We start from the raw sequence: 20768 nt of genomic DNA on the forward strand, positions 1-20768 counted from the left end.
TGGTCTATAGCCAGCGCCATCCGCGTAGACACCCTTGGAGGCAACGCGGAATGGAGCGGTCCGGTCTCTCACCTCGTGACAGACAATACGGGCTGTTTCATGTCGTTTGTTGAAGCATGATCCCGAAAAGTGGAAACCGGTTTTCGGACAAGCTCATGCGTGGAAAACAAGCGACACTCCAGTAACATCGAAAGGAAATGCCATGAGCGAGACTTACGTGCTCAAGGCCGATCTGCGTACCCGGGTTGGTAAGGGGTCCTCCCGCGAACTGCGTCGCAACGGCCAGATTCCTGCAGTCATCTATGGCGACAAGCAGGAACCCCTCGCAATCGCCGTCTCCTACAAGGAGATCTTCTACAAGATTCATGGCGGTGGCTTTAAGACCACTGTTGCCACGATCGAAGTAGACGGCAAGAAGATTCAGGTCCTCCCGAAGGACTACCAGCTGGATCCGGTCCGTGACTTCCCGCAGCATGTCGACTTCCTGCGCGTTTCCGCGAAGTCGGTCGTCCATGTGAATGTTCCGGTTCACTTCAAGAACGAAGAAGCAGCTCCGGGCATCAAGCGCGGCGGCGTTCTCAACATCGTTCGTCACGACGTTGAACTGATCGTTCCGGCCAATGCAATTCCGGAAGCACTCGAGTTCGACCTGACCGGCCTCGAAATCGGCGACTCCGTCCACATTTCGGCAATCAAGCTGCCGAAGGGCGTGACCGCTGCCATCCAGGATCGCGACTTCACCATCGCCACGATTGCTGCTCCTGCCGGCCTGAAGTCGGAAGAAGCTGCTTTGGAAGGTGCTGCAGAAGAAGAAGCCAAGGACGGCGAATAATCGCTTTCCGCACAGAAGCGCTAACGCGCTTCTTATCCGAAAACCGGTTCCCACTTTTCGGGAAGCGCTACAGAAGGGGCTCCGAACCATGCTGCTCATTGCAGGTCTTGGCAATCCGGGCCCCAAATATGCGCATAACCGGCACAATATCGGTTTCATGGCGGCGGATGAAATATTCCGCCGCCATCGCTTTTCCAACTGGCAGAAGAAGTTTCAGGCCGAGATTGCCGACGGCGTGATCGACGGCGAAAAAGTGCTGCTGGTCAAGCCGCAGACTTTTATGAACCTTTCGGGTCAGTCCATCGGCGAAGCCATGCGCTTCTACAAGCTGACACCTGCCGATCTCGTCGTGATCTATGACGAACTCGACCTCATTCCCGGCAAGCTGCGCATCAAGACCGGCGGCGGCTCCGGCGGCCATAACGGCATCAAATCCATCGACGCGCATATGCAGGCCTTCCCCGGCGGCCAGAATTATCGCCGCATGCGGCTTGGCATCGGCCATCCGGGTGCGAAGGAACTCGTGCATAACTATGTCCTCGGCGATTTCGCCAAGGCCGACAATGAATGGCTGGATACGCTTCTGGGCGCTATTGCCGACAATGTGGGCCTGCTTGCCGCCAAGGGCGAAGACAACAGCTTCATGAACCGCATTGCGCTCGCCATGGGCGACGGCAATCAACGGCCCAGCGGTTTCAAGGCCGATCCCGCACAACTGGAAAAGGCGCCACCAAAGGCGCAGAGCCATATTCGCCAGGCGCGGCAGAACCAGAAGAAGCCGAATATTCCTGCCAGCGGCCCGATGGCTGAAATGCTGAAAAAGCTGCTTGGCAAAAAGGACTAAAGCATTTCCAGCAAAAGTGCGAAGCGGTTTTGCATGGGAGAATGCGTAAAAGTAAGCCGTTCCCAACGGCGCGACGCCTCCGCCTCTTGACGCTTCACGGTCCGATGACGCATAGCCACAACAATAGAATTCTAGTCTGATAGGTACGATCATGGGTTTCAAATGCGGCATCGTCGGTCTGCCAAATGTTGGCAAGTCGACGCTTTTCAACGCGCTGACCAAAACGGCCGCCGCACAGGCCGCAAACTATCCGTTCTGCACCATCGAGCCGAACACGGGCGAAGTGGCGGTTCCCGATCCGCGCCAGAACGATATCGCCCGGATTGCCGGTTCGAAGGAAATCATCCCGACCCGCATCAACTTCGTTGATATTGCCGGTCTCGTGCGCGGCGCATCGAAGGGTGAAGGTCTCGGCAACCAGTTCCTCGCCAATATCCGCGAAGTGGATGCCATCGTGCATGTGCTGCGCTGCTTCGAGGATGACGATATCACGCATGTCGAAGGTCGTATCGATCCGGTATCGGACGCCCAGACGGTTGAAACGGAGCTGATGCTGTCGGACCTCGAAAGCATCGAGCGCCGCATCGTGCAGATCCGCAAGCGCGCTACCGGCAAGGACAAGGAAGCCCTCACCATTCTGCCGGTGATGGAAGCAGCACTCGAACTGCTCCAGAACGGCCAGCCGGTCCGCCTGATGCTGAAGGATATTGCCGCAGAAGACCTGCTGACGCTGAAGGGCCTGAACCTTCTCACCTCCAAGCCGGTTCTTTATGTCTGCAACGTCGCTGAAGGCGATGCGGCCAAGGGCAACGAGTATAGCGCTGCCGTCGACAAGATGGCCGAGGAACAGGGTGCCCAGACGGTCATCATTTCGGCTGCAATCGAAGCGGAAGTTGCGCAGCTTCCCGATGAGGAAGCCAAGGAATATCTGGAAAGCATGGACCTTGAGGAACCGGGTCTCGATCGCCTGATCCGCGCCGGTTACAAGCTTCTCGACCTCATCACCTATTTCACCGCAGGGCCGAAGGAAACCCGCGCCTGGACAATCCGGCGCGGCACCAAGGCTCCCGGCGCTGCCGGTGTCATCCATACCGATTTCGAGCGCGGCTTTATCCGTGCCCAGACCATCGCCTATGAAGACTACGTCAAATACAATGGCGAAGTCGGAGCGAAGGAAGCCGGCAAGGCAAGGGACGAAGGCAAGGAATACATCGTCCATGACGGCGATGTGATGCTGTTCCGCTTCAATACCTGATACGTTCAGGCCGCCGAAAACCGGCGGCCTTTTCTTTATGCCTACTCGGAGGAGATCGAGGGTGAGCAAGCCTCTGCCTAAATATGCTTATGAGGATATGGAGCCGGGAATGACCCTTCCCTTCGGTCCTCGTACGATCAACAAGCAAGAAATCATCGAGTTTGCCAGCGAGTTCGATCCGCAGCCGTTCCATCTTGATGAGGAAGCAGGCAAGGCGAGCGTGCTCGGCGGGCTGGCGGCATCAGGATGGCAGACCACCTCCCTCATCATGCGCATGGTCTGCGATGCCTATCTTACAAACTCAACGTCACAGGGTGGTCCCGGCGTCGAATTCACGCGTTGGAAACGCCCCGTACTCGCGGGCGATACGCTGAATGGTGTGACGACCATCAAGGACAAACGCATTTCCAAATCGCGCCCGGCAATCGGGTTGGTGACGTTCCACCATGAACTGTTCAATCAGCGTGGTGAGAGCGTGTGCGAAATGCAGCATCCATGCATGATGCTGCGCCGCGACTACGATGCGACGGCAGGAGGGGCGTCATGAGTTTCCTGGAAGAAAATCTCGGGCAGAACCTCGTCATCGGCAGCTATACGTTTACTGCCGAGGAAATCATCGATTTCGCCAGAAAATATGATCCGCAGCCGTTCCATCTGGACAGCGAAGCGGCAAAAAAGAGCGTCTTCGGCGGACTTTGTGCTTCCGGCTGGCACACCACTGCAGTGTTCATGAAGCTCAATGTCGCTTCCATCATCAAGGCAACGAAGGAAGCTCTGAAACGCGGCGAGACGCCGCCGACATTCGGCCCCTCACCCGGCTTTGAAAACCTGAAATGGTCAAAGCCCGTCTATGCCGGAGATACGATCACCTACAAGCGCCTGGTCCACGCCATAAGGCCGCTCGCCTCCCGCCCCGGCTGGTCGATGCTGACCATGACGACGAGCGCCCATAACCAGAATGGCGACGAGGTGCTGTCTTTCGACAATGCGGCGATGGTGAAACTGCCGCCCAAGGCTGATGCCTGAAATAACAAAGCCCGGAGCAATGTCCGGGCTTTTTCGTATTCTCAGTCGCCTTCAAAGGCCACGAGCGTGCGGACCGGCACGCCAAGAGCTTCCAGCTTCTTGCGTCCGCCGAGATCCGGCAGGTCGATGATGAAGCAGGCTGCGACGATCTCTGCGCCCATCTGAAGCAGAAGCTTCGCTGCCGCTTCCGCCGTTCCGCCCGTGGCGATCAGATCGTCCACCAGAATGATCCGTTCGCCCTTTTCAATCGCGTCGCGATGCATTTCCATTTCATCGATGCCATATTCAAGGCTGTAGGCAATGCGCACTGTATCGCGCGGCAGCTTGCCCTTCTTGCGGATCGGTACGAAACCAGCCGACAGCTGATGCGCGATTGCGCCGCCGAGAATAAAGCCACGTGCTTCGATGCCCGCTACCTTGTCGACCTTGTTGCCTGCATAGGGATAGACCAGCTCATCGACGGAACGGCGGAATGCCTGCGCGTCGCCCATAAGCGTCGTCACGTCACGGAATTGGACGCCCGGCTTGGGATAGTCCGGAATGGTGCGGATCGCATCCTTCAAGCTGGCTTTAAATCCGGATTCCATTTTCCATCCTTTCAGGCGGCCTACAGGCCGGTCAAGTTAATCAAGGCAAAGTTGGGACCAAGGACCTTTACACCCTCAAACGGGCAAATTGCAAAAGAAACCGCCCATTTCTGCGAAGAACATTGCGGCGACGCACGGTCATTTTCATGGCCTAATTGTGGCAAGGCTGACCTTCCAGTTCCAGCACAAAAAAATGGGCGCCCACGGCGCCCATCTTTTAATTCAGGTTGATCCATTGTCAGTGTTTAACATCCGACCAGATCGAACGCTTGGCGACATAAACCAGACCGGCAAAAAGGATCAGGAATATGATGACCCGGAAACCGGTCCGCTTGCGATCTTCCAGATGCGGCTCTGCAGCCCACATCAGGAATGCCGAAACGTCGCGTGCATACTGATCCACCGTTTGCGGCGAACCATCGTCATAGGTGACTTGGTCGTCGCTCAGCGGCTTTGCCATGGCCAGCGATTTGCCGGCGATGAAGTATGGGTTGAAATGCGTCCCTTCCGGAATATGCATCCCCGCTGGTGGCTGTTCATCATAGCCGGTCAGCAGAGAATGGATGTAGTCCGGACCCGCTTCGGCATATTGCGTGAATATGTCGAAGATGAAGGTCGGGAAGCCGCGTTCAACACCACGAGCCTTCGCGATCAGCGAGAAGTCCGGAGGAGCTGCACCGTTGTTCGCGGCCGCAGCTGCGTTCGCATTCGGAAATGGCGCCGGGAAGTGATCAGTCGGGATCGCCTTGCGGGTGAACATTTCGCCATCCGCATTCGGCCCGTCCTGCACTTCATATTCAGCGGCAAATGCCTTGACCTGCTCCGGTGAGTAGCCGAGACCTTCCAGCGTGCGGAAGGCCACCAGGTTCATCGAATGACAGGCCGAACAAACTTCCTTGTAGACCTTCAGGCCACGCTGAAGCTGTCCCTTGTCATAGGTTCCGAACGGACCGGCAAAGCTCCACTTTTCCTGCTTGGGATGGTGGATCGGGAAATGTTCCGGCTCCGCGGCATTGCCGCCTTCCTCAGCCGAGGCACCACCTAGGGCGATACCAAGCGCGACCAGCGGAGCAATACCGAAGGCAGCGAAATTCTTGAGGATGTTTTTCATTGTTACGTCCTTCATCTCTCTCGCTGGTTCAGCCCCGAGTTTCAACAGGGATTTCCACGGGGGTAACCCCGGCCTTGCCGCTCTTCTCCAGAACCGCCTCGGTGATCGAGTTCGGCAAACGCTTCGGCGTTTCGATCAAGCCGATGACCGGCATGATGATGATGAAGAAAGCAAAGTAGTAGAGCGTACCCAGCTGCGCCATGAAGACGTAGGAACCTTCCGCAGGACGCGAACCCAGCCAGCCGAGGAAGATGGCGTTGATCACGAACAGCCAGAAGAACAGCTTGAACCACGGACGATAGACAGCCGAACGAACCTTCGACGTATCGAGCCACGGCACGACGAAGAGGATTGCGATCGAACCGAACATGGTCAGAACGCCGCCGAGCTTCGAGTCGATCGGGCCGATGTTGAAGGTGATGGCGCGCAGCATCGCGTAGAACGGCAGGAAGTACCATTCCGGAACGATGTGAGCAGGTGTCTTCAGAGAATCGGCCGGGATATAGTTATCCGGATGACCGAGGAAGTTCGGCATGTAGAAGACGAAGTAGGCGAAGAACACGAAGAAGACGAGCGCGCCGAAAGCGTCCTTGATGGTCGCATAAGGCGTGAACGGCAGCGTGTCGGTCTTGGATTTGACTTCAATGCCGGTCGGATTGGTCTGACCCGTCACATGCAGCGCCCAGACGTGCAGGATAACGACACCGGCAATCATGAACGGCAGCAGATAGTGCAGCGAGAAAAAGCGGTTGAGCGTTGGATTGTCGACCGCAAAGCCGCCCAGCAGAAGCTGCTGGATCGGTTCGCCGATGATCGGGAAAGCCGTGAAGAAGCCGGTGATAACCGTCGCACCCCAGAAGGACATCTGGCCCCATGGCAGCACGTAGCCCATGAAGGCGGTAGCCATCATGAGAAGGAAGATCACCACGCCCAGAATCCACAGAAGCTCGCGCGGCGCCTTGTAGGAACCGTAATAGAGACCGCGAGCGATATGGAGATAGACGGCAATGAAGAAGAAGGATGCACCGTTGGAGTGCATGTAGCGCAGCAGCCAACCGGAGTTGACGTCGCGCATGATCTTTTCGACGGAATTGAACGCAATGCCCGTATCGGCAGCATAATGCATGGCCAGCACAACGCCGGTCAGGATCTGCGAAATGAGCATGAAGCTCAAAATGCCACCAAAGGTGTACATGTAGTTCAGGTTACGCGGCGTCGGATAGGCCACGAAGGAATCATAGACGAGACGCGGCAAGGGAAGCCGTTCGTCCACCCATTTTTCGATGCCGGTCTTCGGCGTGTATGTGGAGTGTCCACCACTCATGTCTTCTCTCCCCAAGACCTGTTAGCCGATCCTGATGACCGTATCGGAAGCGAACGCATATTGCGGAATGTGCATGTTCTCCGGAGCCGGACCACTGCGGATACGTCCGGCAGTGTCATAGGTCGAGCCATGGCATGGGCAGAACCAGCCACCGAAAGAACCGGATTCACCGAGCGGCACGCAACCCAGATGGGTACACACGCCGATCATCACCAGCCAGTTTTCCTTGCCCTCGCCTGCCGAGCGGGCGACATCGGTCGCCTGCGCATCCGCTGCGAGGTTGGCGTTACGTGCGTTCTGATCCTTGAGATCACCAAGAGCGGTTGTCTTGGCATCCTCGATTTCCTTGGCGGAGCGGTTACGAATGAAAACCGGCTTACCACGCCATTTGACAGTTAGTGATGCTCCTTCCGTCAGGGACGAAACATCAACCTCGATGGACGCAGCCGCGAGTGTCGAAGCGTCCGGACGCATCTGGTCGATAAACGGCCAGGCCAGTCCGCCAACTCCGACGACACCGGCCATTCCCGTCGCAATATACAAAAAATCACGCCGTGTCGGCTCAGCCGTGTCGTGTGCGCTCACGTGCCAATTCCTTTTCAACCTGCATGTTCAATTGAACTCTCCCCTCGTCCTCTTTTGCACTTGCGCAAAAGTAGTCCTGCAAGTGCTCACAGGACGAAATTCCCTCCATTTCACTATCCGGTTTATGCGCGTAAAAATCGCTTGTCCAGACACCAACCCCTTATGACGGCACGATGTCGCAGGCGGATTTGCTTGCTCAATTCAGGGAATGCACAGCAAAGCGATAACGCATTACAGACAGTGGAAAGCTTTCAGCTTTCTCCGTTCCTCCCTATGAAACCGCCCGACTGGCGGGCCCAAAGTCCCGCATAGATGCCACCGCGGGCGATAAGTTCGTCATGCGTCCCCTCCTCCACGATGCGGCCTTGATCCATCACAACGAGACGATCGAGCGCTGCGATGGTGGAAAGGCGGTGAGCAATCGCAATAACCGTCTTTCCATCCATAAGGCGTTTCAAATTCTCCTGAATCGAAGCTTCGACCTCCGAATCGAGTGCGGAAGTCGCCTCATCGAGGATGAGGATTGGCGCGTCCTTCAAAATAGCGCGAGCGATAGCAATGCGCTGGCGCTGCCCGCCAGAAAGCTTGACGCCGCGCTCGCCCACAAAGGCATCGAACGACCGCCGCCCCTGGAAATCCTCCAGACTGGCAATGAACCCATCGGCTTCGGCCTGACGTGCTGCCTGCAGCAGTTCTTCGTCGGTCGCATCGTCGCGCGCCAGCATGATGTTGTCGCGCAGCGACCTGTGGAGCAATGCAGTTTCCTGACTGACGACCGCGACCGCCCGACGCAGCGAGGTCTGGGTGACATCGCGAATGTCCTGACCCTCCACGAGGATCGCGCCTTTCTCGACATCGTAGAGGCGCAGGATGAGATTTACGAGGGTAGACTTGCCCGCCCCGGAATGCCCGACGAGACCGACGCGTTCACCACCGCGCACAGTGAGGTTGATATTGTCGAGAACGCCCGCAGCCTTGCCGTAGTGGAACGTGACATCCTGAACATCGATACGCGCCTTAGTCACCTGCAAGGGTTTGGCACCGGGCCTATCCTCAAGACCAAGCGGAGCAGAAACCAGCCGCATGGAATTCTCGATCAGTCCGAGCTGGCGCAGCATGCCATTGAGCTGCATCATGAGACGGCCAAGGAGCATATTGAGGCGCAGCACGAGGCCAAGCGTGAACGACACCTGCCCGACCGTGATGGCATTGCGCGTCCACAAATCGATGGCAATCGCCGCAACCGTCACGATCATCAGGCCGGAAAGTGCGGTGAGCGAAACACGAACGCCGGTGAGCGAGCGCATGAACGGAAGAATTGCGCCGAGATACCGCTCGAAACCATCGCGCAGATAGCGCTCATCGTCATCGGCAGTATTGAGCTTGATCGTCTGGATGTTGGAATAGCTGTCAACGATACGCCCGTTAATCATCGATCCCGCCTCGGCAGAAGCCTCAGCGTGCTTGCGGATGCGCGGCAGATAGCGCCAGGCGATGAAGCCGAAGGCAATGATCCAAAGGACTACCGCCGCTGCCAGCCGCCAGTCGAGCCGACCGACCAGAAACAGCGTGGTGATGCTGTAGATCGCCATGAACCAGACGACCTGAATGAGACTTTCAATGAGATCGCCTGCCGCCTGCCCCGCCTGCCAGACCTTGGTGGCAATGCGCCCGGCAAAATCATTCTGGAAGAAGGCATAGGACTGGCGGAGAACATAGGAGTTCGCCTGCCAGCGGATCATATTGTAGAAACCCGGCGACAAGGTCTGGTCTTCCAGCAGCGTGTTGATCGCCGTCACAACGAGGCGGATTACAAGGACGGTTATGCCCATGAACAGAAGCTCTGGCCCTGCCGCCTGCAAAAGCGCCGACCAGCTTCGTTCGACGCCACCCTTACCCACCTGATCAAGAATATCGACCAACCTGCCTGTGAAATAGAACAAGCCTGCCTCGACCAGCGGCAGCAATCCGCCAACCGCAAGCGAAACGGCGAGCGGCCATTTCGCTTGCCTCGCATAATGCCAGAGAAAGCCGAGCGTGGTTGAAGGCGGTCTCAGCCGGTCCGGTTCACGAAAGGGATCGACCCAACGTTCGAACAGGCTGTAAACCGCTTTCATCAATGGCTTCTGTCCTTATTGTACCAGCGCATCCTCGGGATTTTCATCGAAGCCGAGGAAACCGCCGGACTGGCGGGCCCATAGACTTGCATAAATGCCGCCGAGCGCCACAAGTTCCTCATGCGTGCCATCTTCGACGATGCGCCCCTTGTCCATCACCACGAGACGATCAAGCGCCGCAATGGTGGAAAGGCGGTGCGCGATGGCAATCACGGTCTTGCCTTCCATCAAGGTGTTGAGACTATCCTGAATGGCTGCTTCGACTTCCGAATCGAGCGCCGAGGTCGCCTCGTCCAGAATGAGGATCGGCGCATCCTTCAGCATCACACGCGCAATGGCAATGCGCTGGCGCTGTCCGCCGGAAAGCTTGACTCCCCGTTCGCCGACATGCGCATCCAGCCCCTGCCGTCCCTTCGGGTCGGTCAGCAGCGGAATGAACTGGTCGGCCTGCGCCAGACGAATGGCCTGCTGGAGCATCTCTTCGGTCGCATCCGGCCGCCCATACATGATGTTCTCACGAACCGAACGGTGCAGAAGCGAGGTATCCTGCGTCACCATGCCGATATTGGCGCGAAGCGAATCCTGCGTGACTTTGGAGATGTCCTGCCCATCGATCAGAATGCGGCCCTTCTCCAGATCGTAGAAGCGCAACAGCAGATTGACCAGCGTGGACTTGCCAGCACCGGACCGCCCAACCAGACCCACTTTCTGGCCCGGCTGGATCGTGAGCGTGAGATTTTCGATAACCCCTTTGCCCTTGCCGTAATGGAAGCCGATCTTGTCGAAGTCGAGTTCGCCTCTGGTCACCTGCAATGCCGGTGCACTGGGGACGTCCACGACCTCATGCGAACGCGCAATCGTCGTGATCCCGTCCTCCACCGTACCTATATTTTCAAACAGGGCCGACATTTCCCACATGATCCACTGCGACATGCCGTTGAGGCGCAGAACCAGACCAATGCCCACAGCAACGGCGCCAACGGAAATCGCTTCATTCATCCAGAGCTGGATGCCGATTGCACCCACCGCAAACAGCAGAATGCAGTTCGCCATATAGAGCGTGAAATGAAACAACGTGATGAGTCGCATCTGCCGATGCACGGTACCGAGGAAGCCATCGAGGCTTTCCTTCACATATGATTCTTCCCGGCTTGAATGCGAGAAAAGCTTCACGGTTGCGATATTGGTATAGCTGTCGACGATACGTCCCGTCATCGATGAACGCGCATCGGCCTGCTGTTCTGAAATCACGCGCAGACGCGGGATGAAAACGCGCAGCAATATGATGTAGACGACGAGCCAGACGGCAAACGGGATCATCAGGACAAGGTCCGCAGACGCTGCAATAAACAGCGTGCCCGCAAAATAGACGATCACATAGTTGAGCACGTCCAGAAGCTTCATCACCGTTTCACGAACGGCGAGCGCAGTCTGCATCAGCTTGGTTGAAATGCGCCCGGCAAACTCATCCTGAAAGAAAGCCATCGACTGGCGGATCAGGTAACGGTGCATCAGCCAGCGCACACGCATCGGATAATTGCCGAGCAATGTCTGGTGGATAAGCAGCGAATGGATCAGTACCACGCCCGGAAGGACGCCCAGAACAACACCAGCAATCAGCGCAAGCCGCCAGCCTTCATTGCTCAGAAATGTCTCTCGCGACTGATGTGACAGCCAGTCGACAATATTGCCCATGAAGGCAAAGAGCGACACTTCGATCACGGCGATGAGCGTGGTGAAGATTGCCATGCCGATGATCCACGGCCAGGCACCGCGGGTATAATAAAGGCAAAAGGCTACCAGTCCGCGCGGGGGCTCGCGCGGCGGCTCTTCGGGATAGGCTTCGAGTCGTTTTTCAAACCATCTGAACATGGTGCACCTTTTAGGTGGTCCCGGAAGAATTGCCAAGACGGAAGAGGAACAAAACGGGAATATTTCTACAGATGTTTTCTGTAGAAATCACGACACCGGAGCTGTTGATGTTCCGGCTATTGCCGCTTTCGGTGCTTGCGGCGATCTGCATTTCGCGTTACCCGCATCATATGGAACTGCGCGTCGCACTTTACCAGCCCGACATTCCCGGCAACACGGGAACCATCCTGCGTATGGCCGCTTGCCTCGGCTTCGCGGTCGACTTGATCGAACCTGCCGGGTTCGACATTTCCGACCGGTCCCTGAAGCGCGCCGGCATGGACTATCTGGAGCAGGCAACCCTCACTCGCCATGCGGACTGGCACCACTTCGAAGACTGGCGCCTGCAGGCCAAGCGCCGGATCGTGTTGCTGTCCACCGAGGCAGCGATCCCCTATACGGATTATCGGTTTCAGGAAAATGACATTCTGCTCTTCGGGCGTGAGTCGTCGGGCGTACCCGACAATGTCCACAATTCCGCCGATGCACGGCTTCTGATCCCGATGATGCCCGGCGCGAGATCGCTAAATCTTGCGGTTTCGGTTGCGATGACGGCAGGCGAAGCTCTGCGCCAGCGGAGGGACAAGGTCGATTCCCTCCGGCAGGAATGACAACGCCAGAATTGCGCTTCGCGAAAGGACCGGCTTCGCAAAGCACCCCCGCCCCATCCGGTCTGAAAGGCTCGCTTCGTCCATGAACCTGTCTGTTCGTACACTCACTCTTGCTGCTTCCGCCGCTTCCCTGCTGGCAAGCGCTCCGGCTTTCGCCAAGGAGGCTTCGCCCATCGCGCCAAAGGTGATGGTCATCACCATGTTCGGCGAAGAAGCCAAGCCATGGCTTGAAGGCGAAAAATTCACGCAGAAGATCAAGCTGCCGGGCCTGAGCCCCGAATATCCAGAGATCGACTGCACCGCCGAAGGCCTCTGTCACATGACGACGGCGATGGGCTTCGCCAATGCCGCAAGCGCGACGGCGGCTATGGCGCTGAGCGACAAGCTCGACCTCTCGCACACCTATTTCCTGATCGCAGGCATTGCCGGTGTCGACCCGAAGCACGGCACACTCGGATCGGCGCATTGGGCAAAATATTCCGTCGATGCCAATCTGAACCACCGCATCGACATTCGGGAAGCACCGGAAGGCTGGCCAACGGACTTTTTCGGCCTCGGCGCTGCAAAGCCCGGCGAAAAGCCGAAATGGGCTGCGGGCACTGAAGTCTTCGAACTGAACGGCAAGCTGGCCGATTACGCACTGGCAACAACCAAGGGCATCGAACTTCTCGATAGCGACGCAGCGAAGGAATACCGCAAGCACTACACGCAGGAAGCGGCGACCGGCGCGCCAAAGGTCACGATCTGCGATACGGCTTCGGGCGATACCTACTGGCACGGCGCGAAGCTCGGCGAAGCCATGACCGAATGGTCGAAGCTTCTGACCGACGGCAAGGCCGACTACTGCACATCCCAGATGGAAGACAATGCCACGCTGACCTCGCTGAAACGGGCTGCCGACGCTGGCAAGCTCGATTTCAACCGCATCGCATTGCTGCGCACCGCGTCGAACTTCGACCGTCAGGGCAAGGACCAGACGGCTGCTGAATCGCTTGCCGCAAATTCCGGCGGCTTCCCGCTCGCCACAACCAACGCCTATCGCGTCGGGAAGGCCTATGCCGACAGCATCATCCAGAACTGGAATGCATGGGAAAAAGCACCGCAGACTGCAGGGAAATAAAACTCCAATCATTGAGCTGGCAGTTTTTTGAATATAAATTGCCAGCTCAAACAAGCGGTTGATTCAAAGTATTATAAAAATTACTCCATCTCAAATTACACTCTAATTGATATGGGGCTAAATAATGAAGAAAATTATATTCTTTATTTTTTTATATTCTTTGAACTGCAGCAATGCCATTTCGGCGGATATTTCAAATCAGAAAACCACAGATGTAAATTATACATTTTCTGGAAGCATCGGATACTCCTGGATCAAAGCTGACGAAATAGTCTACGACGAAGACAATAGAATAAGTCATCTTATCTGGAAGTCTCAAATGCCGATCTTAAACGGCAAGATAACGGCAGACATTGGTTCTGACCTTACATTCTCAGGAAACTTGAACGTCGGTCTGACTGGAAGCGGAAATTTACACGATTATGATTGGCTTTCCGACGTGGGTGGTTTCAGCGGATACGACTTTAACAACTGGACAGATCACTCTCTAAGTGAAACCGATTTAGACCGCTACATCAGTTTTGATGTCGCCCTGGGGCATAACTTCGTTATCAATCCGCAGAATACGCTGAATATTCATGGCGGATTTAAGTATACGAACGTGAAGTGGACGGCTTATGGCGGCGATTATGTCTACAGTTCGACCGATTTTCGTGACACTGAAGGAACATTTTCTGACGGAAAAGTAATAAGTTACGAACAGCGTTTGCCTGCGCTTTTCATTGGTTCTGAATGGACCACCAAGCTGGATCGATGGTCGTTCAGCGCTCTCGGACGTGTTGGTGTCACCGTTTCCGGCAAAGATGTCGACGATCACTGGCTACGCAACCTGCGTTTCAACGAAACATTTGACAGTGCGCCATACTTTGAACTTCAAGCCAACGCGTCCTATTCGTTTAACGAACAAACAAGCCTTTACGTCACTGCCGGGTTTGAAAAGCACTTGAAAATGAGAGGTGACACCCAAACTTTCGATCACTCCGACAACACGGTGAGCTTCGTGCCAGACGGCGCTGGCGCTTCGCTTCAGGCAGCAACTGTATCAGCTGGCCTGAAAGTAAAATTCTAGAACTTTGTTTCGATCGTGTCGAGCAGACTCACGTTGAAACCAAAGCTTCCAACGTGAGACAAAACGGGTAACGATATAACGAACCAGAATTGAAAGCGCCCCGGGCTTTTGCCGCAGGGCGTTTTTACAATGTCCTAATTGGAATCTCGATTCATTGAATTAAGCCGCTGGGCTGAACCAGTTCGCTAATCCGCAGTCGCCAGCCGGCGCATGGTGAACTCGATCACGTCATCCGGGCGCTCGCACCAGCTCTCGATTTCCGTCCAGTAGGCCGCTTTCGGGAATGTCTCGAACCATTCACGCGCTTTTTCACGTGCCGCCAGCCTCGGCAGGGTGAATGTCTCGCGAACGAAACCGTCGCGCGGCATCCGGCTTTGCTTCAGGCCTTTCTGGGCGCGACTCTTCTGCAGCTGCTTGCGCAAGCCTTCGAGCGGTGGACGGGGCGGTGCTGCTGTCATGCTATGCCCTCCCGGCAAAACCGGAAATGAATGACTTCCAAACCCTAGGTAGAGAAAGATAGGGGAGCGGGTCTACAAAGACGAGTCTTTTCTTGGGGAGAGGGTCTATACTACCCTGTGATCGCGCGCTTCGTGCTTTGCGCCTGCAGCGGACTTTGATAAGCCAAGAAATAATAGTTCATCCATTTACCCTTGGCTGCCTGATACCGCCGAGCGATCCGGCAAACCGCGCCGGAAGGAAACAGACAATGCAACGCGACGAAATTCCAGCAATCATCCCCGCGGACATCGAAGAGAAGAAACAGGCGGCACAGCGCTGGTTCGAGGAACTGCGCGACCGTATCTGTGCAAGCTACGAACAACTTGAAGATGAATTGCAGGGCCCACTTTCAGATCGTGAGCCCGGACGTTTCGTCCGCACGCCCTGGCAGAAGGACGAAGGCCGTGGCGGCGGTGGCGTCATGTCGATCATGCATGGCCGTGTCTTCGAAAAGGTCGGCGTGCATGTCTCGACGGTCTATGGCGAGTTCTCGCCGGAGTTCCGCAAGCAGATTCCCGGCGCAGAGGAAGATCCGCGTTATTGGGCGAGCGGCATTTCGCTCATCGCCCATCCGCAAAACCCGAATGTGCCTGCCGTCCACATGAACACGCGCATGGTCGTGACCACGCGCCAGTGGTTCGGCGGCGGTGCCGACCTGACGCCAGTTCTGGACAGCCGCCGCACGCAGGACGATCCCGATACACTCGCCTTCCACAAGGCTTTCCGTTTCATCTGCGAGAAGCACAAGGACATCGTCGACTATCAGCGCGTGAAGGACTGGTGCGACGAATATTTCTTCCTGCCGCATCGCAATGAACCCCGTGGCACCGGTGGCATCTTCTATGATTGGCTGCATTCGCCGGACGAAAAAGGCGGCTGGGACGCGGATTTTGCCTATACGCGCGACGTGGGACGCGGTTTCTCGGTCGTCTATCCGCATCTGGTGCGCCAGAACTTCAACAAGGACTGGACTGACGCAGATCGCAACGAGCAGCTCATCCGCCGTGGCCGCTATGTCGAGTTCAACCTGCTTTACGATCGCGGCACGATCTTCGGCCTCAAGACCGGCGGCAATGTGAATTCCATCCTGTCTTCCATGCCGCCTGTGGTGAAGTGGCCGTAAAAAACTGAAAGAAAAGGGCCGGTTTCCCGGCCCTTTTTTATATGTTGAATGCGGTATGATAGGCGACATCGCCCTGTGGCATATCGGGCCCGAAGGCCAGACACTGGAAATATTTCGCGGGCACACCCGGCAGTTTCAGCCGCGCATCGGCCTTGAAGCCGAAACGACCGTAATAGCCGGGATCACCCAGAAGAACGCAGCCTTTAGCTCCAATCGCACGCAATAGCGCAAGGCCTTCGCGGATCAGCTTGCCGCCTATCCCTTCGCCTTGCCGGTCTGGACGGACCGAAACAGGGCCAAGCCCGTACCAGCCCTTGTCCTCGCCGCCGATCAGGACGGGCGAGAATGCGACATGACCCAGAATTTCGCCCTTATCTTCGGCAACCAGCGACAGAGTGAGCGCCTTTGCAGCGCGAAGCGCATCAACGATCTCTCCTTCCTTCTGGTTGCTATAAGCCACGGTGCGGAATGCCTCATCCGTGAGGTGACGGATTTCGGCGGCGTCTTCAGACGTTTCCTTGCGAATATGCATGACGCTCTCCTTCACCGGTTATTGAGCTGAGCGCGAACATTTTCGCGCCCTTTGAACGAGATGCGATAAGGACTGCCCATTCGGGATTCGATCAGCCGCTTACGGCGCAATTGCTGGAAAACTGCCATCGTGCAATCGGAAAGCAGATAGCCTTCACGGGTAAAGCATTCGATTTCGCAGATATGTCCGTCTTCGCGCAGATGGCGGATGTAACCGCCCTGCGCCAGCACGTGCAAGACGCGCTGTTCCATGCGTGAGATATTCATTGTTGTTCTTGCCTGGATGGAAACCATGACAAGCATCAGCTCTCGCGGATGGTGAACCATCCACGGCCAATGCCGTTTCCGCTCCTGAACACTGCCAGTCAGACGCTCTCAGCGCCTGCCATCTTGCAGCTTGTTCGGAACGATCAAAGGCTTCCTACAATCTCCGGCATCAACAATTCCTCGTCATGGTATTCCCGGCAAAACCCAAAATGGCAATGCGGCAGGGAACACATAAAAACAGGAGGGCGATAAGCCCTCCTGCACATTTATAAGCGCTGAGCGCCGCTGTCAAACCGTTCAGTTTTTCGGCTGGTTGCGCAGCTTTTCGGCTTCCGCATAAAACTTCTTTTCCCACTCATTGTGGTTATCGAGCCCCTCCTTGATGAACGGCGTGAAGATCGCAAGGTTCATCAGGCACCAGTTGACCAGTCGAGCCGGGAACTTGAGCGGCTTCACAAAGTCGACGAAAAGGACCACGCGCGTCTTGTCGGTATGGTTCCACGCCTCATGCTCATAGGCATCGTCGAAAATTAGCACCTTGCCTTCCTGCCAATGACAGACCTGATTGTCCACGCGGATGGCAAGCTGGTCATTCGGTTCCGGCACGATGAGACCAAGATGCAGGCGCAGCACGCCATTATAAGGTCCGCGATGCGGCGGCAGATGCTTGCCCGGTTCGAAGATGGAGAACATTGCCGTCGTCAGGCCGGGAATCTTGTTCACGATACGCCAGGTTTCCGGGCATGCCTTGATGTTCTGTTCCGACTTCACGCCGAAACCGAGCAGGAAGAATGTCTTCCAGCGATTATCGGTCGAGATCGTTTTCACATCGGTCGAAATATCCTGAAAGGAAGGCAGCTCACTCTGACGCAGCAGAACCGTATCCAGCTCCTTGCGGATGGCAGGCCATTCCTTCTCGATCTCGGCGGACCAGGGGAAAGTCGCATTGTCGTAGACGGGCGGATTGCCGAGCTTGGCATATTTCAGATTGAGACCTTCGGCCCAGGATACGATCCCCATGAAAAAACGGGTGATCGGGCTTGGCCGGTCCATGGCGGCGATGCCTTCGGTGCCAAACTTCTGCTTCGGATCGGTCGCTGCTTTGTCTTGTATCGATGTATCGGGGTTGGACATCTCATATTCTTTCAAAACGCGCGCTGAAAAGTTTTCTTTGCCAGTATTGGGCCTGTTTTGGGTATGTTTCGCCCCAAAACCGGTTCACACTTTTGGGAAACATGCTCCAGCTATAAAGCGATGAAACTACGGCTGAAATTTGCAAGCAAGCCATTAGCTATTCATTTTCAGGGCATTTCCAACAAAAGTGAGACACGGTTTTGTGTTCGGAAATGCCTGAGAAAAAGCGGTTAGAGCGAAACCGCTCTAACCGCGATCAAGTTTGTCCAGAAGCGTGGCACGGTCAAGACTAAAACCGGAGTCAATCCAGAAAGTTTCGAGAGACCGCAATGTTTCTCCAAGACCGGGGCCTTTTTCAATGCCCAAAGCCAGAAGATCACTGCCCGTGACAGGGAAAACAGGCGCATCGTAATGTTCGGCAGCATCGAGAAGACGTGCGAAACCACCGGCGCGGATCATCGCATCGTCGCTGCCCACAGCATCGGCCCTCGCCGCCGCATAGGCCAGACGAATGCGGTCAAGCACAGCCTGCTTGCTGCCGCGATAGATAGTCTTCTTCAAAGCTTGCTCGGAAAGCTCCGGCTTGACCGCATCGGCCCGTGCCCAGGCTTCAAGCCGCGCCCTTTCCGCATTGGACATTTTCAGCCGCTTGCCCATCTCTTCCATCCGCACGCTGTCGGGCGGAATAATGCTTTCAAGCCGCAGCAGCGGATCAGGCTGCCAGCCAAGATCGGCCTCGGTCCGCACCAGCCCATGAATGGCGTCGATGCCCCATTTCTCGCTTTCAGGCAGAATGAGATTCAAGATACCGGCCTGTCGCATCCACAAAAGCGCGCGCGACGGATCGGGAGCGGACAGGAGTTTCTTCAGTTCCGACCAGACCCGTTCGGCGGAAAGTTGTGAAAGACCGTCCTTCAATCGTGCGCTGGCGCGCAAGCCCTCAGCCTCGGGCCGTCCCGAACCATACCAGGCGAAGAAGCGGAAAAAGCGCAGGATGCGCAGGTAATCCTCTCGAATGCGCTGTTCCGCATCGCCGATGAAGCGCAGCGTCCGGCTTTCAATATCGGCAAGCCCGCCCACATCATCGATCACGCCGCCATCAGCCGTCACATAAAGTGCATTGATGGTGAAGTCGCGCCGTTCCGCATCGGCTTTCCAGTCGGTGCCGAAGGCGACCTTGGCATGGCGGCCATTTGTTTCAATATCCTGCCGCAGCGTCGTGACCTCGAACGGATGGCCCTGCACGACAACAGTGATCGTGCCATGCTCGATACCGGTCGGCACCGGCTTGAAACCGGCTTCATTTGCCAGCCTGACCGTATCCTGCGGCAAATGCGTGGTCGCCAGATCGACATCGCTCACCTTGGTGCCGAGCAGCGTGTTGCGCACCGCGCCACCCACGACACGCGCCTCGCCGCCATCGCGGTTCAACGCCTTGAACAGGGCTTGCAACGGCTTTGCTTTCAGCCAGTCCGCCTTGCCGGAAATATTCATACTCTCGCTCAAACGTAGAGCCTTTCATAAAGTCCGCGAATGATACCGGCGGTTGCCCCCCAGATGAATCGCTCGTGATAAGGCATGGCGTAATAAAAGCGTTCCTTGCCGTTGAATACCCGGCTTTCACGCCGATGGTTCTCCGGGTTCATCAGGAAGGAAAGCGGCACCTCGAAAATATCGGCGACTTCATCCGGGTTCGGATGCACGTCAAACGGTGTTTTCACCACCGCCAGAATGGGCGTGATCGAAAATCCGCTACCGGTGAGATAACGCGGCAGGTTGCCGATGATCTCCGCACGATCCGCCGCAAGCCCGATTTCCTCATTCGCCTCGCGCAGTGCAGCCCGTTCCGCCGTGCCGTCCTCCGGGTCGATTGCGCCGCCCGGAAAGGCGATCTGGCCGGAATGCTTGCGCAGCGTATCGGTGCGTTGCGTCAAAAGCAGTGTGGCCTCCGATCCGCGATCCACCACCGGCACCAGCACGGCGGCGTCGCGCATCTTAGCCATCGTCATTAATTGTGTAATATCGGGATTAAGCGAATGATCGCCCGTCAGATCATCCCGGCTGGGACGCCACTGCCGAACCCGCTCGGCAAAATCACCGGCTGAAAAGGCTGGGAATTCACTCATTGCAGTGCTGCCTCCAGTGCATCGGAAGCCATGATCGGAAAGACCACGCCGCCAGAGCGAACCGCAAATGTCGGCACGCCGTCGATTTCGATCTCTTCGCCCAGCGCCACCAGATCATACATCACAGCACGCGCAATCAGCGCCTCCAGCCGTCCACGAACCAGCACATAGGGCTTCAATCCACCGCTTGTCCGCTCGATCACGAAGCGCAGGGGATGCTGCGCGTCGGCGGTCACGACATCTCCCACATTGGTGCGGAAGGTCAGCACCTGCGCATCGCCTTCGCCAGACACTTCCATCTCGACGACAACAAAATGCGCATCCTCGACGCGAATGCCGACTTTTTCCACTGGAGTTACGAGATAGGTCTGGCCGTCGTCGTCCTTGCGCAGCACGGTCGAAAACAGCCGCACAAGCTGTTTGCGCCCAATCGGCGTACCCATATAGAACCAGGTGCCATCAGCCTTGATTTCCATATCGAGATCGCCGCAAAAGTCAGGGTTCCAGCGCTCAACAGGCGGGATTCCGCGCTCTTTCGTCGCCGGACCGCTTTGCGCATCCGCATGGGCGCGCGCAATCAGGGCTTCCAGTCCGCCAGTTCCTTCCGCGGTGCGCATCGAACTTTGCGGCGCGTCTTTGCCTTCAGGGGTGCTTTTTATCATCCGACTCGGTTATTCCTGCTCGAATGTGTTTAATA

Annotated in this window: 22 protein-coding genes; 9 read left to right on the plus strand and 13 right to left on the minus strand. The window is 56.5% G+C overall.

Annotated elements, in window-relative coordinates:
- The first annotated feature begins 202 nt into the window (after window positions 1–202).
- From AAE521_RS20315 to AAE521_RS20335, 5 genes are all read left to right on the plus strand, one after another.
- Complete coding sequence (locus AAE521_RS20315; protein ID WP_342062251.1) at window positions 203–832, plus strand: 50S ribosomal protein L25/general stress protein Ctc; 630 nt, start codon at window positions 203–205, stop codon at window positions 830–832.
- Between the two features lie 88 nt (window positions 833–920).
- Window positions 921–1676 carry an aminoacyl-tRNA hydrolase gene (pth, locus tag AAE521_RS20320; protein ID WP_010659616.1) on the plus strand — a complete coding sequence of 252 codons (756 nt, stop codon included), beginning with the start codon at window positions 921–923 and terminating at the stop codon, window positions 1674–1676.
- Between the two features lie 151 nt (window positions 1677–1827).
- On the plus strand, window positions 1828–2931 hold the full coding sequence (gene ychF, locus AAE521_RS20325) for a redox-regulated ATPase YchF (protein ID WP_010659615.1): 1104 nt from the start codon (window positions 1828–1830) through the stop codon (window positions 2929–2931).
- Between the two features lie 61 nt (window positions 2932–2992).
- Entirely contained in the window at window positions 2993–3478 is a 486-nt protein-coding gene (locus tag AAE521_RS20330) for a MaoC family dehydratase (RefSeq protein ID WP_010659614.1), read from the plus strand.
- Window positions 3475–3957 carry a MaoC family dehydratase gene (locus AAE521_RS20335; RefSeq protein ID WP_342062252.1) on the plus strand — a complete coding sequence of 161 codons (483 nt, stop codon included), beginning with the start codon at window positions 3475–3477 and terminating at the stop codon, window positions 3955–3957. Before AAE521_RS20330 ends, AAE521_RS20335 begins: the two co-directional genes overlap by 4 nt.
- Before the next feature lie 41 nt (window positions 3958–3998).
- Here AAE521_RS20335 and AAE521_RS20340 read toward each other — a convergent pair whose 3' ends face one another.
- The 6 genes from AAE521_RS20340 to AAE521_RS20365 form a co-directional block, all read right to left on the minus strand.
- Window positions 3999–4544 (minus strand): adenine phosphoribosyltransferase, encoded by a 546-nt coding sequence (locus tag AAE521_RS20340; RefSeq protein ID WP_010659612.1) that lies wholly within the window; start codon window positions 4542–4544, stop codon window positions 3999–4001.
- Between the two features lie 238 nt (window positions 4545–4782).
- Complete coding sequence (locus tag AAE521_RS20345; protein ID WP_012091661.1) at window positions 4783–5655, minus strand: cytochrome c1; 873 nt, start codon at window positions 5653–5655, stop codon at window positions 4783–4785.
- A gap of 28 nt (window positions 5656–5683) precedes the next feature.
- A complete protein-coding gene (locus AAE521_RS20350) occupies window positions 5684–6979 on the minus strand; it encodes a cytochrome b (protein ID WP_010659610.1) in 1296 nt (431 codons plus the stop codon).
- A gap of 21 nt (window positions 6980–7000) precedes the next feature.
- Window positions 7001–7564 (minus strand): ubiquinol-cytochrome c reductase iron-sulfur subunit, encoded by a 564-nt coding sequence (petA, locus tag AAE521_RS20355; protein ID WP_010659609.1) that lies wholly within the window; start codon window positions 7562–7564, stop codon window positions 7001–7003.
- A gap of 251 nt (window positions 7565–7815) precedes the next feature.
- A complete protein-coding gene (locus tag AAE521_RS20360; protein ID WP_342062253.1) occupies window positions 7816–9681 on the minus strand; it encodes an ABC transporter ATP-binding protein in 1866 nt (621 codons plus the stop codon).
- A gap of 15 nt (window positions 9682–9696) precedes the next feature.
- Window positions 9697–11553, minus strand: coding sequence for an ABC transporter ATP-binding protein (locus tag AAE521_RS20365; RefSeq protein ID WP_342062254.1), 1857 nt, complete (start codon window positions 11551–11553; stop codon window positions 9697–9699).
- Between the two features lie 170 nt (window positions 11554–11723).
- Here AAE521_RS20365 and AAE521_RS20370 point away from each other — a divergent pair, with 170 nt between their 5' ends.
- The 3 genes from AAE521_RS20370 (at window position 11724) to AAE521_RS20380 (ending at window position 14392) form a co-directional block, all read left to right on the plus strand.
- On the plus strand, window positions 11724–12203 hold the full coding sequence (locus AAE521_RS20370) for a tRNA (cytidine(34)-2'-O)-methyltransferase (RefSeq protein ID WP_342062261.1): 480 nt from the start codon (window positions 11724–11726) through the stop codon (window positions 12201–12203).
- 82 nt (window positions 12204–12285) lie between these two features.
- Window positions 12286–13323 carry a purine-nucleoside phosphorylase gene (locus tag AAE521_RS20375; protein WP_151615350.1) on the plus strand — a complete coding sequence of 346 codons (1038 nt, stop codon included), beginning with the start codon at window positions 12286–12288 and terminating at the stop codon, window positions 13321–13323.
- A gap of 124 nt (window positions 13324–13447) precedes the next feature.
- A complete protein-coding gene (locus AAE521_RS20380; RefSeq protein ID WP_342062255.1) occupies window positions 13448–14392 on the plus strand; it encodes an omptin family outer membrane protease in 945 nt (314 codons plus the stop codon).
- Between the two features lie 185 nt (window positions 14393–14577).
- Here AAE521_RS20380 and AAE521_RS20385 read toward each other — a convergent pair whose 3' ends face one another.
- Window positions 14578–14850: a hypothetical protein gene (locus tag AAE521_RS20385; protein ID WP_010659602.1), complete on the minus strand. Its 273-nt coding sequence runs from the start codon at window positions 14848–14850 to the stop codon at window positions 14578–14580.
- 248 nt (window positions 14851–15098) lie between these two features.
- Between AAE521_RS20385 and hemF the strand changes: the two genes are divergently transcribed.
- Window positions 15099–16013: an oxygen-dependent coproporphyrinogen oxidase gene (gene hemF, locus AAE521_RS20390; RefSeq protein WP_010659601.1), complete on the plus strand. Its 915-nt coding sequence runs from the start codon at window positions 15099–15101 to the stop codon at window positions 16011–16013.
- 37 nt (window positions 16014–16050) lie between these two features.
- Here the strand turns inward: hemF and AAE521_RS20395 are convergent, their stop codons facing one another.
- The 6 genes from AAE521_RS20395 to AAE521_RS20420 all read right to left on the minus strand — a co-directional run bounded on the left by AAE521_RS20395 (window position 16051) and on the right by AAE521_RS20420 (window position 20733).
- Window positions 16051–16545 (minus strand): GNAT family N-acetyltransferase, encoded by a 495-nt coding sequence (locus AAE521_RS20395; RefSeq protein WP_342062256.1) that lies wholly within the window; start codon window positions 16543–16545, stop codon window positions 16051–16053.
- A gap of 11 nt (window positions 16546–16556) precedes the next feature.
- A complete protein-coding gene (locus AAE521_RS20400) occupies window positions 16557–16811 on the minus strand; it encodes a YjhX family toxin (RefSeq protein WP_010659599.1) in 255 nt (84 codons plus the stop codon).
- Between the two features lie 297 nt (window positions 16812–17108).
- Complete coding sequence (gene olsC, locus AAE521_RS20405; RefSeq protein ID WP_010659598.1) at window positions 17109–17945, minus strand: ornithine lipid ester-linked acyl 2-hydroxylase OlsC; 837 nt, start codon at window positions 17943–17945, stop codon at window positions 17109–17111.
- A gap of 246 nt (window positions 17946–18191) precedes the next feature.
- Window positions 18192–19451: a CCA tRNA nucleotidyltransferase gene (locus tag AAE521_RS20410; protein WP_342062257.1), complete on the minus strand. Its 1260-nt coding sequence runs from the start codon at window positions 19449–19451 to the stop codon at window positions 18192–18194.
- Window positions 19448–20071 carry a CoA pyrophosphatase gene (locus tag AAE521_RS20415; RefSeq protein WP_029929155.1) on the minus strand — a complete coding sequence of 208 codons (624 nt, stop codon included), beginning with the start codon at window positions 20069–20071 and terminating at the stop codon, window positions 19448–19450. Before AAE521_RS20415 ends, AAE521_RS20410 begins: the two co-directional genes overlap by 4 nt.
- A complete protein-coding gene (locus AAE521_RS20420) occupies window positions 20068–20733 on the minus strand; it encodes a DUF1285 domain-containing protein (protein ID WP_029929156.1) in 666 nt (221 codons plus the stop codon). Before AAE521_RS20420 ends, AAE521_RS20415 begins: the two co-directional genes overlap by 4 nt.
- Window positions 20734–20768: the final 35 nt, after the last annotated feature.

Origin of the sequence: Brucella cytisi (genome assembly GCF_038433355.1) — a bacterium.
Taxonomy (GTDB): Bacteria; Pseudomonadota; Alphaproteobacteria; order Rhizobiales; family Rhizobiaceae; genus Brucella; species Brucella cytisi.

Coding starts and splice junctions, on each gene's coding strand:
- AAE521_RS20315 (WP_342062251.1), top strand. CDS start 203: ATGAGCGAGACTTACGTGCTCAAGGCCGATCTGCGTACCCGGGTTGGT.
- pth (WP_010659616.1), top strand. CDS start 921: ATGCTGCTCATTGCAGGTCTTGGCAATCCGGGCCCCAAATATGCGCAT.
- ychF (WP_010659615.1), top strand. CDS start 1,828: ATGGGTTTCAAATGCGGCATCGTCGGTCTGCCAAATGTTGGCAAGTCG.
- AAE521_RS20335 (WP_342062252.1), top strand. CDS start 3,475: ATGAGTTTCCTGGAAGAAAATCTCGGGCAGAACCTCGTCATCGGCAGC.
- AAE521_RS20340 (WP_010659612.1), bottom strand. CDS start 4,544: ATGGAATCCGGATTTAAAGCCAGCTTGAAGGATGCGATCCGCACCATT.
- AAE521_RS20345 (WP_012091661.1), bottom strand. CDS start 5,655: ATGAAAAACATCCTCAAGAATTTCGCTGCCTTCGGTATTGCTCCGCTG.
- AAE521_RS20350 (WP_010659610.1), bottom strand. CDS start 6,979: ATGAGTGGTGGACACTCCACATACACGCCGAAGACCGGCATCGAAAAA.
- AAE521_RS20360 (WP_342062253.1), bottom strand. CDS start 9,681: ATGAAAGCGGTTTACAGCCTGTTCGAACGTTGGGTCGATCCCTTTCGT.
- AAE521_RS20365 (WP_342062254.1), bottom strand. CDS start 11,553: ATGTTCAGATGGTTTGAAAAACGACTCGAAGCCTATCCCGAAGAGCCG.
- AAE521_RS20370 (WP_342062261.1), top strand. CDS start 11,724: ATGGAACTGCGCGTCGCACTTTACCAGCCCGACATTCCCGGCAACACG.
- AAE521_RS20375 (WP_151615350.1), top strand. CDS start 12,286: ATGAACCTGTCTGTTCGTACACTCACTCTTGCTGCTTCCGCCGCTTCC.
- AAE521_RS20380 (WP_342062255.1), top strand. CDS start 13,448: ATGAAGAAAATTATATTCTTTATTTTTTTATATTCTTTGAACTGCAGC.
- AAE521_RS20385 (WP_010659602.1), bottom strand. CDS start 14,850: ATGACAGCAGCACCGCCCCGTCCACCGCTCGAAGGCTTGCGCAAGCAG.
- hemF (WP_010659601.1), top strand. CDS start 15,099: ATGCAACGCGACGAAATTCCAGCAATCATCCCCGCGGACATCGAAGAG.
- AAE521_RS20395 (WP_342062256.1), bottom strand. CDS start 16,545: ATGCATATTCGCAAGGAAACGTCTGAAGACGCCGCCGAAATCCGTCAC.
- AAE521_RS20400 (WP_010659599.1), bottom strand. CDS start 16,811: ATGAATATCTCACGCATGGAACAGCGCGTCTTGCACGTGCTGGCGCAG.
- olsC (WP_010659598.1), bottom strand. CDS start 17,945: ATGTCCAACCCCGATACATCGATACAAGACAAAGCAGCGACCGATCCG.
- AAE521_RS20415 (WP_029929155.1), bottom strand. CDS start 20,071: ATGAGTGAATTCCCAGCCTTTTCAGCCGGTGATTTTGCCGAGCGGGTT.
- AAE521_RS20420 (WP_029929156.1), bottom strand. CDS start 20,733: ATGATAAAAAGCACCCCTGAAGGCAAAGACGCGCCGCAAAGTTCGATG.